This window comes from Chitinophaga sp. sic0106 (assembly GCF_019219075.1).
Lineage (GTDB): Bacteria > Bacteroidota > Bacteroidia > Chitinophagales > Chitinophagaceae > Chitinophaga.
This window is the reverse complement of the sequence record NZ_JAHUWJ010000035.1, coordinates 1-13,006: the sequence shown is the minus strand read 5'-3', so window position 1 is coordinate 13,006 and position 13,006 is coordinate 1. Positions and strand designations below refer to the sequence as shown.

Annotated in this window: 10 protein-coding genes; 6 read left to right on the top strand and 4 right to left on the bottom strand. The window is 47.1% G+C overall.

Annotation, left to right across the window (positions count from 1 at the left end):
• Positions 1-149 precede the first annotated feature (149 nt).
• Positions 150-1,457 (bottom strand): RagB/SusD family nutrient uptake outer membrane protein, encoded by a 1,308-nt coding sequence (locus KW844_RS28780; RefSeq protein WP_218380229.1) that lies wholly within the window; start codon positions 1,455-1,457, stop codon positions 150-152.
• 24 nt (positions 1,458-1,481) lie between these two features.
• Positions 1,482-4,481 carry a SusC/RagA family TonB-linked outer membrane protein gene (locus tag KW844_RS28775; protein WP_218380228.1) on the bottom strand — a complete coding sequence of 1,000 codons (3,000 nt, stop codon included), beginning with the start codon at positions 4,479-4,481 and terminating at the stop codon, positions 1,482-1,484.
• A gap of 448 nt (positions 4,482-4,929) precedes the next feature.
• Here KW844_RS28775 and KW844_RS28770 point away from each other — a divergent pair, with 448 nt between their 5' ends.
• Together KW844_RS28770 and KW844_RS28765 are read left to right on the top strand one after the other, a co-directional pair.
• A complete protein-coding gene (locus KW844_RS28770; protein ID WP_218380227.1) occupies positions 4,930-5,751 on the top strand; it encodes a thymidylate synthase in 822 nt (273 codons plus the stop codon).
• 13 nt (positions 5,752-5,764) lie between these two features.
• On the top strand, positions 5,765-6,265 hold the full coding sequence (locus KW844_RS28765) for a dihydrofolate reductase (protein WP_218380226.1): 501 nt from the start codon (positions 5,765-5,767) through the stop codon (positions 6,263-6,265).
• On the opposite strand, the gene dnaG is transcribed toward KW844_RS28765, so the two are convergent.
• Complete coding sequence (dnaG, locus tag KW844_RS28760) at positions 6,266-8,239, bottom strand: DNA primase (protein WP_218380225.1); 1,974 nt, start codon at positions 8,237-8,239, stop codon at positions 6,266-6,268.
• A 350-nt stretch (positions 8,240-8,589) separates the two neighbouring features.
• On the opposite strand from dnaG, the gene KW844_RS28755 reads away from it, so the two are divergent.
• The 3 genes from KW844_RS28755 to KW844_RS28745 all read left to right on the top strand — a co-directional run bounded on the left by KW844_RS28755 (position 8,590) and on the right by KW844_RS28745 (position 11,024).
• Complete coding sequence (locus KW844_RS28755) at positions 8,590-9,762, top strand: acetyl-CoA C-acyltransferase (RefSeq protein ID WP_218380224.1); 1,173 nt, start codon at positions 8,590-8,592, stop codon at positions 9,760-9,762.
• Positions 9,763-10,088: 326 nt separating this feature from the next.
• The gene (locus KW844_RS28750; RefSeq protein ID WP_218380223.1) at positions 10,089-10,328 is read left to right on the top strand and encodes a hypothetical protein; all 240 of its coding nucleotides are present in this window, start codon (positions 10,089-10,091) and stop codon (positions 10,326-10,328) included.
• Positions 10,329-10,406: 78 nt separating this feature from the next.
• Entirely contained in the window at positions 10,407-11,024 is a 618-nt protein-coding gene (locus KW844_RS28745; RefSeq protein WP_218380222.1) for a hypothetical protein, read from the top strand.
• Here KW844_RS28745 and KW844_RS28740 read toward each other — a convergent pair.
• Complete coding sequence (locus KW844_RS28740; RefSeq protein WP_218380221.1) at positions 11,021-11,671, bottom strand: hypothetical protein; 651 nt, start codon at positions 11,669-11,671, stop codon at positions 11,021-11,023. The two genes, KW844_RS28745 and KW844_RS28740, sit on opposite strands and share 4 nt — an antisense overlap.
• A gap of 167 nt (positions 11,672-11,838) precedes the next feature.
• Between KW844_RS28740 and KW844_RS28735 the strand changes: the two genes are divergently transcribed.
• Positions 11,839-12,822, top strand: a complete 984-nt coding sequence (locus KW844_RS28735; RefSeq protein ID WP_073081253.1) for a pyruvate dehydrogenase complex E1 component subunit beta — start codon at positions 11,839-11,841, stop codon at positions 12,820-12,822.
• Positions 12,823-13,006 lie beyond the last annotated feature (184 nt).

The window sequence follows — 13,006 nt, the reverse complement described above, 5'->3', positions numbered from 1 at the left end:
AAAAGGCGCATGGCTATGGAAGTCAGGGATCTGGCAATTGCTCAAATCGTTGTCTTATGTGGCGGAAATCCTGATATTTACTTCAAAACATAAAGAAATGGTCGGAATTTCTTCCGACCATGACTACCGCAAGTCCCTCTTTTTTGTGCCTAGATATTTACTTCGTTTTGTGGTAGCGGAAACTGTGTCCACACATCATCATCCGGCCTGTCCTTCGGCAAAGTGCCCAGGCGGTCATATCTTCTCAGGTCCACCCACCGATGCCCTTCACCCAGCAAGGAGTACCGGCGGTTATAGAGCACTTCATTGATCAGGGCTGCCTGCGTAATCGCGCCGGCATAAGGTGGTAGATTATAAGCGGTTCTGATCCTGTTAAGCGCCACTATGCCATCCGGGATGGCACTCAGCTGAATTTTGGCTTCTGCATAAATCAGGATTAATTCCTCATTGCGGATAATATTTACCGGATCATTAAGCGATTTCCATATCCAGAGTTCCCTGTTGCTGCTCAGGCCCGACTGGCTGCCAGGAACAGGCCTTACCGGTGCTTTAGTAAGTCGCGAATCGCCGGGAATGATGTCCGTAGCGAATCCCGGATGTAACAACCGCATATCACCGGTAGCTCCCGGCGCCATGAACAGCGGGTTAGCCTGATCCCCACCGCCGGTGGAAAAATAATGGTATACACCATTTGTAAATGAACCGTTTAAGTCAAAAAACGATTCGTTTAAGGCAGTCAGGGCATTTGCCCATTTTTGATTGTACAGTAATACTCTGGCCGCAATAGCCCGGTTAAATTTGCGCAGACCCGGGGCATCGGAAAAGCCTGCAAAGCCTTCTGATAACGGGAATATCACCGTACCGGCAGATAAATCATCGGCACCTTCCTGCAAAAATTTCAGGATGCTGTCCCGCGCCTGCGCCACATCCGTAATCACAGCGCCTATGTAAGTGGGATCACTATTAGGAATGCGGATGCCATTGGTGTTGGTCATGTTCAGATTTAAGAGCAGCTGATAGCCTATGATGGTTTTAGCAAAACCGGTATATCCCTTGCGCTCTGCGTCTGTAATCATTTTGGAGGCAGCAGCAGCTTCCAGCAGGATAAAGCACTGGCGTACCACCAGGTACCGTGATGCCCATGGATTGGTGAGATAGAAGCTGTTATTATCCAGTTCCTTAGTACCCCCTCCAAGGAGGTCCGTAGTATAACGCGGCTCTGATCCGGAAAAGCGATATATCTCTCTCCCTATAATACCAACCGCATCCAGATAGGCCGTTATATCCCGGCGCATGCCCGACTCCGCACCGGTTACCAGGTTGTTTAAGGAACTTTTGGTAGGGTTGACCACAATGCCCGAAGTGGTGGGATTGTTGAGATTGGGAATTTCGCCTTTGCGACAACCCAGCATCACCAGTAATACCAGCAGGCTTATATAATAGTGATAATTTTTCATGTGCATGTTTTTAAATGAGTTAGATCAGAAATTGACACCCAGGTGAAAACTGGCTCGCTTCGATGCTGGAAACGGCATAACGTCTACGCCTGAGGAAATACCGTTACTGCCGCGACTCTGCGTGGTAGTCATGGTATTACTGCCGAAGTTGGAAACTTCCGGATCATAGCCCACATAATTGGTCCAGGTGAGGAAGTTGTTAGCGGATATACCTAGTCTGATTCCCTTGATGTAATTCGTGTTTTTCAGTGGTACATTATAATACACGGCTATCTCACGTAAACGCACATACGCAGCGTCCTGTACATAGATGGCCGCATCGCCTGCATTTACCCTGTAGGCGCCTAGTTTGGCACCTTTGTAATCCTCATCATAATCGAACGAAGTAGCACCGGCATCGGTGAGTAACTGTGTCAGGTTGATGTTTTGGCCACCATTTTTCCAATGCAGGAGGAATTGCAGGGAGAAGTTTTTATAAATAGTAAACTCATTGAAAAAGCTCATCTGGAATTTGGGTTCCGAGTTACCGAGCAGTTTCAGTTCCCCGCCGGAGATACCCTTGATTTGTGTGGCGGGCTGCCCTTCTTCGAGGTAGTAGGTACCGAGGGAGTTGCCGAATGCGCCGATGGCGAATGCGGGGATCGTGAGTTTGGTAACAACCGCTTTATTTTTCCACCAGTTGAGCGTGGAGGTCCACCGGAGGTTTTCCATGGCCAATGGTACCGTGGTTAGTCCTAATTCAATACCAGTGTTTCTCAGGTCACCACTGTTTTTCCATTCGCTGGAGTAGCCGCTGGAGGCGTTGAGGGCCCGGCGGAGCAGGAGGTCGTTGATTTTTTTGTTGTAATAGGTTGCTTCCAGTCTGATCCGGTTATTGAACAGGCCGAAGTCCATCCCGGCTTCCAGTTCTGCCTGCCGTTCCGGAAGGATGTCCGGATTACCGCGCAGGTTATCATTGAGCAAACCGGGGAGGGAGTTGATATTGCTGGGAATGAGGCCGGTGAACTTACTGCCGTAGGGTGGTATATTGCCCGACTGCCCATAGGCGGCGCGGATCTTGATAAAATCGATCGCGCTCACGGTTGGCAGCAGCCGCTGAGCAAGGTTCCAGGAGAAGGAAGCCTTGGGATATACGTAGTATTTTTTATAGTCGCCGTTGTTGGTGGACCGGTCGAAACGTACCCCACCGCTGACGGTGATGTCTTCCAGCAGGGTCAGGTCTTCCTGCAGAAAGATCCCGTTATCCCTGAATTGCTGGCGGAACTGGCGTACGGTGGTACTACCGCTTTGATCGAGATTGCTCTGGCCGCTGGTGATATTGGTGGCGGTGGTGCTGATGTTATCGAAGTTGCCGGTTTCGTAAGTGGCACCCAGTGTACTCGTGAGCGTTAGGTTTTTATGCGGGTTGTAAATATTGATGAGGAAGCCTGCCAGGTTGGTATTCAGGTTGTTGCTGTTACCCTGGATAGAATGGCCTTGCATCCCTTTTTCTTCAAACTGTAGTTCCCTGGGGAATATGGCCGCTGTTTTAAAATTGAAGTAGTCTACCCCGCCACGCAGCACAATTTTAGTAGTGCTGGTTTTGCTTTGAGCGAGTATGGCATCGATATTACCGCCACCTACAAAGCGGTTGGTAGTTTCGTTGTTGGTCATTTTATCTCTTGTTTCCAGCGGGTTAGAGGCCGCAAAGGAATCGCGTGGATAAACGCCTACTGCGTTAGGGTACAGGTCGATCCAGCCTGGTGTGGACGACAGGGCTACGCCATAGGATACACCATTGTTATCGTTGTTGGTTAAGCCTCTGTCGGCCGAAGAGTTGATATAATTCGTAGTAACGGATACGCTTATACGATCATTTACTTTATGATCAACATTCAAACGTACGGAGTTATTGAGGTAGCCGGTATTTTTTATGATACCGTCTTCTTTTCTTCTGTTTCCGGAGAGATAAAAGGTCGTTTTTTCCGAGCCGCCGCTTAAGGCGATACTGGTATTGCTGATGATACCTGTTTCGCCGTACATTTCTTTTTCGTAATCGAATATTTTCCCGGAGGCTCTGGCTTGTTCAAATTTGTATTTGTACCATCCGCGGGCTTTGATTACATCGGGATCCGCGGAGCTGGAGGGGCCAGCCAGATCTGCGGCTGTTTCCGGTGTAAAGTTGCGTACGCCGAGCAGGTGCCGTGCTTTTACGATGCCGGTTTCCTGGTTTACGGAGATGCTTGTTTTGCCGTTTTTACCTTTTTTAGTGGTGATGATGATTACGCCTGCAGCGGCTTTGGCGCCATAGAGTGCGGCGGCAGAGGCGCCTTTCAGAATTTCGATGTTCTCTATATCAGCGGGGTTGAGGTCGGCGATACGGCTGGAGGGGTTATCCTGGTTGTTGGGATTACCCGCGGTGGCAGCGGCGGTAACGTCGTTGAGGGCTGCAGGAATACTGTTGTTGTTAAAGAAGATTCCATCTACGACGTACAGCGGTTGCGAGTTGCCGAACACGGAAGTAATACCTCTGAGTTTTACGGAAATACCGCCACCGGGCGCTCCTGAGCTGGCGGTGACGAGGGCGCCGGGGATTTTCCCGCTAAGGGCGGCATCAAAAGTTTGTGCCGGCGCTACGCCTGCTAATTGTTTGGAAGATATGGTGGCTACGGCATTGGCGAGGTTTCTTCTTTTTACAGAAGTAGCCATGCCGGTTACCACTACCTCGTCCATTACAGACAGATTTTCATCCAGGGAAACGGTGAGTGGTCCTGCGTTTGCGCTTGCGTTAACTGTTTTGGTTTTGTACCCTGTGGAACTAAATATCAGGGTAGTGGAGGTGGAGGTGTTGGGCGAAATAATGCTGAATTTTCCATCAGCGCCTGTTACGGTTCCCCGGTTGCTGTTGGGGATTCTTACGGTTACGCCGGGAATAGGGCGTCCGGTGTTGCTGTCCTGTGTTTTACCGGTGATAGTTTGCTGGGCATGCAGCAGGGTACTACATAACAGTAACAACACCAGGAAGGTGAGTCTGGGTAGAAGCATAATAAATTGGAGTTGAGTAATGGGAATAAGAGTGATAGACTAAAAATAGCGGCTGTACAGGGCCTGCGGCCCTGTACAGCCGCCTTTCTGTGCCTGCCCTCGGCAGGCACAGAAAGGCGATAATAGGTAGTCTTCCACCAATGTCTAAAGTGGTCTTGTTGTTTGTTTAATTAATACAGGTTTTGGTTAGATGAATTGCTTTTGGTTGCTGTTGAGGTCTTTCAGGCTAAGCTAATGTTTCTATTCTCCTATAGTGGCAAGGGCATAACAACTACGCAGGGTACACATTCAGGTTAAACTTCGTATAGTCGTTATATTGGGATTTCCTGCTATGAATTTATAGCCAGAATTCGAAAAAAGCTAAAATCTTGATTTTTTTTATTTTAAGAATTTATGCTATATTATCAGGAGAGTCAGCTAAATTCAAATCTTCGTATCTTGCCGCCTTATGGACCAATATCTTGCATTATTAAATCATATCATTAAAGAGGGAGCAGTTAAAACGGATCGTACCGGCACCGGTACTACCAGTGTTTTTGGCTATCAGATGCGTTTTAACCTGAAAGATGGTTTTCCGGTAGTAACCACCAAAAAGCTGCACCTGAAATCAATTATATACGAATTGTTATGGTTCCTGAAAGGGGATACCAATATTAAATGGCTGAAGGAGCACAATGTGAGTATCTGGGATGAGTGGGCGGATGCCAATGGCGACCTGGGACCTGTGTACGGAAAGCAGTGGCGTAGCTGGGAAACCCGCGATGGCCGTGTGGTAGATCAGATCACCGAAGTGGTGAATACCATCAAAAAGAACCCTGATTCCCGCAGGATTATTGTGAATGCCTGGAATGTGGGAGACTTACCAGATATGGCGCTGAGTCCTTGTCACTGCCTGTTTCAGTTTTACGTAACGCCGGCGGATACTGCAAAGGGCGAAACCCGTGGAAAGCTCAGCTGTCAGCTATATCAGCGCAGTGCTGATGTGTTCCTGGGCGTGCCTTTCAACATTGCTTCCTATGCGTTGCTCACCATGATGATAGCGCAGGTATGCGACCTGGAGCCGGGCGATTTTGTACACACCTTCGGGGATGTGCATCTGTACAGTAACCATGTGGAGCAGGCAAACCTGCAGCTGAGCCGGCAGCCGTTTCCTTTGCCGCAGATGAAAATCAACCCGGATGTAAAAGATATCTTTGATTTCAAATTCGAAGATTTCGAATTAGTGAACTACCAGCACCATGCTGCTATCAAAGCGCCGGTGGCTGTTTAAGGCACCTAATCTTATGAAAACTGTTTCTATTATAGTTGCGGCCTCTGATAATGACGTGATTGGCATCAATAATATGCTGCCATGGCGCTTGCCGGATGACTTGAAGTACTTTAAGAATACCACTACGGGTAAGCCTATTATTATGGGTCGTAAAACATTTGAGTCCCTGGGAAAACCGCTGCCCAACCGTCCGAACATTGTGATTACGCGTCAAACCGACTACCAGCCGGAAGGTACCATCGTGGTGGATTCCCTGCAGGCTGCTGTTGACAAGGCGAATACGTATGATGTGGAGGAAATATTTATTACCGGCGGGGCGCAGATCTTTGTTCATGCGCTGCCGTTAGTGGATAAGATTTACATGACGCGTGTATCCGCGACCGTGCCGGGGGATGCATTTTTTCCGATGATAGACCCTGCTATCTGGAACCTGGTGAGTGACGACCGTCATGAGGCGGATGAGCGTAACCAGTATGCGTTTACATTCCAGGTGTGGGAGAGAATTCCGCATTAATTATTTAAAGATAACGGTACCCAGCCCCTGGGTCAGTTCCTGCTCGAGCTGTTTCAGGTGCTGGTGTAACTCCATACAGCGTTTCATCTCTTCGAAATCTGTCATATTCATTGCTTCCTGTTGATTTTCCTCGATCATTTTCTTGATTTTACGGAGTATCAGGTAGTTGCTGGTAGAGATGGTGTCTTTGAGGTAGGCTACATCCCCGAAAACGGTGTCTATTTCAAAACGTTCTTTCCAGTTGATGCTAAGGTCTGCTTCTCTGTCTTCTATGATGAGTGCAATATTCTTGGCCAGGTCCTGGTCTTCATGGTAGAGGAACCATTTTTTATCCGGGATATTTCCTTCGTCGTAAATTCTTTTATATTCTCTCAGGATTCGCTTAACCAGCTCGCTGCTCACCAGTGATTCAAAATCATATGGCAGGTGGAAGATATAATCTGCCACGGTATTCCGTTCTTCTTCGCTGAAGGGTTTATCACCGAAGCGGAGGAGGATTTTAACGAGTTCTTTTTCCTGCTTTTCGTCTTTGTTGAAGAGGTTTTCGCCACCACCGTACTGTGATTCGGCGGCTTCCATGGCTGCGATGGCCTCATTGCTGAGATCATCGTCTGATGGTGCGGCCGGCGCCTGGCGGTTATTTTGCTGTTCTCTTTTAGTAATGCGTTCGCGGATGAACTTGTTGACCAGTGTGATCAGGCCCTGTTCATCGATTTTAAGGAGCTGGCTGCACTGGCGTATATAGTCCTGTTGCCGGGTAAAGTCTTCCGCTTTATCAATTTTTGAAATTGTTTCTGCGATTTCATTTACCAGCTGTGATTTTTTTGCGCTGTCGTTGCCGGCATCTTTGAGACTGATCTGAAGTTTAAAGAGGACGAAGTCCTGTTTATGTTCTTCGATAAACTCGCGGAAAGCGGCGGCGCCAATACGTTGTACGTAGCTATCCGGGTCTTCTTTTTCCGGGAGTAGTACGAGTTTAACGTTGAGGCCTTCTTCCACGGCCATATCGAGGCCACGGAGTGCGGCTTTGATACCGGCGGCATCGCCATCGTAGATGATGGTGAGGTTGTTGGTATATTTTTTAATGAGGCGGAGCTGGTCCTGCGTGAGCGAGGTTCCGCTGGAGGCCACTACGTTTTCCACGCCTGCCTGGTGCAGGGAGATAACGTCGGTATAGCCTTCTACGAGGAGGCACTCATTCAGTTTATCGATGGACTGGCGGGCGAAGTAGGTACCATATAGTACGCGGCTTTTGATATAGATCTCGTTCTCCGGGGAGTTGATATACTTCGGTGCCTTATCGGTTTTTTGCAGGATGCGGGCGCCAAAGCCGAGTACTTTCCCTGACTGATTGTGAATGGGAAAGATCACGCGGCCGCGGTAGTTATCGACCGGTTGCTCGTTGCGGATGGTAACCAGACCAGTTTTTTGCAGGTATTCCAGGTTATAACCCTTTGCTACGGCGGTTTTAACGAAGGAGTCACGGGTATTGAGGCAGTAACCGAGTTGGAATTTGCGGATGGTTTCTTCTGTAAATCCGCGTTCTTCGAAGTAGGCGAGGCCTACGTTCTGGCCTTCTTCATTGTGGAAGAGGGTGTCGGTGAAGTAATCTTTGGCGAAGCCGTTGATGATGTAGAGGCTGTCGGCCAGTTGCTGAAACTGTTTCAGCTGCGGGCTTACTTCTGTTTCTTCTACTTCGATCTGGTATTTCTGGGCCAGCCAGCGCAGGGCTTCCACATAGGAGTACTTTTCGTGCTCCATGATAAAGCTGACTGCATTCCCGCTTACGCCGCAGCCAAAACACTTATAGATCTCCTTGCTGGGGGATACGGTAAAGCTGGGGGTTTTTTCGTTGTGAAAGGGGCAGTTACCTAAGTAGTTGGCGCCTCTTTTTTTGAGCTTCACAAACGAACCCACAATTTCCACAATATCTATGCGGCTGAGAATCTGTTGTATGGTGTTCTGAGAAATCACTTCTTTCGTCCAAGGTTATCTACAAACATACGTCAATTTAGGATAACAGGTTCGGTTTCCTGTTTAGGGAGAGATGAAAGGCCGCAGGGGATTGCCTTTCCCGTGTGCGTGGCAATGCTGTTGCGGTATGGAGTCGCGGGCTTTATCACCGGTGGACGGTAGACTTGAAGGTAATGGCGGTAGGAACAGGGGCGGGCGATTTTATTCAATAAATGAATTGTTTTAGTGATGTTTTATTATTCAAACATTTAATTTGATAAAGCTTTTCTAAGCTTTTTCGCGGTGCTGGCCGCAAGTCTGCTTTTCGTTATATTTGAAGATTACCAAAAGCCAAACAATCTTTTTATCAGATGAAAGAAGTTTATATAGTTGCTACTGCCCGTACACCGATAGGATCATTTAACGGTGGATTGTCTTCCATTGCCGCTACGAAGCTGGGTTCCATAGTAATGAAGGAAGTATTACAGCGTGCAGGAGTGGGAGCGGAGCAGGTGAATGAGGTGTATATGGGGAATGTGATCAGTGGAAACCTGGGGCAGGCGCCGGCCACGCAGGCGAGTCTGGGTGCAGGATTACCGAATACAGTTCCCTGTACTACCGTTAATAAAGTATGTGCTTCCGGTATGAAAGCGATTATGCTGGGTGCACAAAGTATTATGCTGGGCGATAACGACGTGGTTGTTGCCGGCGGTATGGAAAATATGAGTCAGGTGCCGTACTACCTGGATAAGGCCCGTACGGGTTATAAGCTGGGTCATGGCAGTGTGATCGATGGCATTATCCGGGATGGCCTTTGGGACCCTTATAAGGATTTCCATATGGGCAATGCTGCGGAGTTGTGTGCTGCTGAATATCACATTTCCCGTGAGGACCAGGATGCATACGCGATTGAAAGTTATAAGCGTGCAGCGGCGGCCTGGGAAAAAGGTTATTATAAAAATGAGGTAGTACCGGTAGAAATCCCTGGTAAGGTGGTAACTACTGTAGCGGAGGATGAGGATTACAAGAAAGTGATTTTTGAAAAGGTGGCTACACTGAAGCCTACTTTTCAGAAAGATGGTACGATTACGGCGGCCAATGCTTCCAACATCAACGATGGTGCTGCGGCGGTATTGCTGGTAAGTGGTGAGAAGGTGAAGGAGCTGGGATTGAAGCCGCTGGCTAAGATCATCAGTTTCGCGGATGCTTCGCAGGCGCCGGAGTGGTTTACTACTACGCCGGTAAAGGCGGTGAATAATGCGTTGCAAAAGGCGGGCATGAAGATAGAAGATATGGATTTTGCGGAGGTAAATGAAGCGTTTAGCTGTGTGCCTATTGCGAATGCCAGGGATTTAGGTTTGCCGATGGAAAAGGTGAATGTATGGGGTGGTGCGGTGTCGATGGGACATCCGATCGGTTGCAGTGGTGCACGTATTGTGGTGACGCTGAATTCCATTCTGCACCAGGAAAATGCGCGCTACGGTGTAGCTGGTATTTGCAATGGTGGTGGTGGTGCGAGTGCGATCATTATCGAAAGAGTTTAGTTACTGATCATATCATTATCATTTTGAAACCTGTCTTTTCAGACAGGTTTTTTTTTGCTCATTTTGATATTAATATTATTATTTGTTAATGCGTAAATATTTACAAATGAATAACAAATGACCTGATTTTTGAATTAGGTAGGTTTTGTAAGTTTGCATTGTAAGAAGGAAAGAGATGTAGTTGACCCGGTGACCATTGTTAGTGAAACCGATATTGTGAAACCTGAAATAATCAGATTAAGTGGGTTCAAACCAAGCTTACACCCAAGCTGGAGTACATGCCATTGAAGTAGTGGCAATATTTATAACAATCTAAAATATAAATTATGCAAGAATTTAATGAAATGCCTGAATTGATGGAACCTTATCCGCCCGGTTACCAAGCTTATAAGGATATTCAGTTTAAGCTTGAGCAAAAATTGGCTTCAATTGATGAGTTTTGTCAGGAGATGCTTAATGACAGACAAGTGGCAAAACGGATCCTGATGGAGATTGGCGTATTACAAGAAAATGGAAGAACAACCTGGCCTTATCGGCATTTGAGATTTCCTACGTTGGAAGATTAGATGATTAATTGAGTTGATCGGCATACAATCCTGCTTACTTAACTAATAACCCATTTATTTACTTTAAAATTTAAATGTATGTTGTATGCAAGATCAGGACTAGTATTGGGCTTTCACGGTTGCAAAGCACCGCTGGCTTATGACGTTGTTAATTTAAAACAAACACTTAAGAAAAGCCAAAATGATTATGACTGGTTAGGTCATGGCGTTTATTTTTGGGAGCACAATTTATCACGCGCCTGGGAGTTCGCGTATAAGAAATGGTCAAAGAACGCAAGTCCTGGAATGGTTGGGGTGATTGGTGCCACAATTGACTTAGGCAATTGTTTTGATCTACTCGACTATGGGAATGCTCTTTGTTTAAAGAAATTCCATCAGATGATCAGTGGACTTGGAATTATGCTACCGCAAAACACTTCTCTTGATGATAATGGTATCCACCTTAGAAGAGAATTAGATTGCACAGTGCTTGAATTATTTCATAAGTGGAACGAGTCAAATGGATTGCCGCCATTTGACTCTGTTAGACATGCCTTTATGGAAGGGCCGGCTCTGTATGAAAATTCAGGATTTCGCGAAAAAACGCATGTTCAGATTTGCATCAGAAATTTGCACTGTATACAAGGTTGTTTTTTGCCTTTGAAAAATGAATATTTAATAGATTCGCGCTTTGAGGGGCTCGCTGCCTCTTACTAATTAACATACCCCTGCTTCAGCGGCACAATTGTATCCACCCTGATTGTACCACCCTTTGTACCACCGGCTGTTAACTGTATATGTACGCTGTCATTGCCAAGTTTACTAAGTTTAACAGTCCCGGGAGCCGCCCCGGGATTTATTATATCCGGCGTTATCTTCTCAAAAAACCAATATTTGTCTTCCACCATACTATAAGTAGGATAACGGGTAAGGATACCCGTACTTTTCGTTTGCATCGCAAAATCGTCGTCAATCTTATACCGCTCAAACTCACTGTCGGCAAATAAGGTCAGGGATGCCAAAATGGTGATCGTCCTTAAAAACGGGAGCAGCAGCCCAACAACCAGCACCAGCGGAAAAGCAAATAAGGAAGCCAGGTAGTAATACCGGGCGTTGATCTCCGGCTTCGAAAAGCCATATAATATAAACCCGCTGCCCGCATACAGTGTAAGGAACATACGCTCCGTTTGCGTGCCTTTAAAGCCATAACCATTGATGGACAGCAGTAAGCTGATCACCGATAACACCAGGAAAATGAGGTGGAAGTTCCAGGTCAACAGTCGGGCTACGGGCGCTTTTATGTCCTTAATCCGGAAGGAAATAGCCGCGATATAGGACAAACTAAGTAAGGTAATGGTTATCATCTCAACAGTAGGTGAAATGTATTTAAATATGAATTTATAAATATATAAAATATTTACTTTATGATCCCGGCTTTTTTTTCCTTTGCTTTTTCGACAACAAACGATAAATTTGCCCTGCCTAAATGAAGACTTAGGCAATTAAACTTTCAAACTTTATTAAGATTAGCATGCGTCAGATAGCTTTCAGACAAGCCTTAAGAGAAGCCCTGCAGGAGGAATTTCGCCGTGATGAACGGGTTTTCATAATGGGGGAGGAAGTAGCCGAATATAATGGTGCTTATAAAGTGACCCAGGGAATGCTGGATGAGTTTGGACCAAAACGCGTTATCGACACCCCTATCGCTGAGCTCGGCTTTGCTGCAATCGGTGTGGGTGCTGCACAAAATGGTCTGCGTCCGGTAGTGGAATTCATGACCTGGAACTTCGCCGTACTGGCACTGGACCAGATCCTCAATACCGCTTCCAAAATGCTGGCTATGAGTGGCGGCCAGGTAGGTTGCCCGATCGTTTTCCGCGGACCTAACGGTTCTGCCGGTCAGCTGGGTGCCCAACACTCCACCGCATTCGAAAGCTACTATGCAAACATCCCAGGCCTGAAAGTAATCTCCGTATCTAACCCATACGACGCAAAAGGCTTACTGAAAGCAGCTATCCGCGACGACGATCCGGTTGTTTTCATGGAGTCTGAGCAGATGTACGGCGATCTGGGTGAAGTACCTGAAGAAGAATACATCATCCCTATCGGTAAAGCCGACATCAAACGCGCCGGTAAAGACGTGACCATCGTTTCTTTCAACAAAATGATGAAAGTAGCACTGGGCGCCGCTGAAGAACTGGCTAAAGAAGGTATCGAAGCTGAAGTAATCGATCTGCGTACTATCCGTCCGCTGGATTGGTTCACCATCCTGGAATCCGTGAAGAAAACCAACCGCCTGGTAATCGTAGAGGAACAATGGCCTTTTGCTTCCGTTTCTTCCGAAATTACCTACCGTATCCAGAAAGAAGGTTTCGACTACCTGGATGCCCCTATCCGCCGCATCACCGCTGTGGATGCTCCTATGCACTACGCACCAAACCTCGTGAAACTGTACCTGCCGGATATCGAACGTACCGTGAAACTGGTGAAGGAAGTAATGTACATGAAAAAGTAAGTTTACAACTGCTTATTATACTTAAAAGGTCCGATGCTACTGCATCGGACCTTTTTATGTGTGCGCCAGGCATGGCGATCTGCTATAGGGTGCAAGTCCCGAACCCACTTTGTAGTAGGAAGGGTTAGCCAATAGCAAGGGTGTCGCGGGCGACTGCGAATCTGAAGGAAGCTGGCGGCAAATA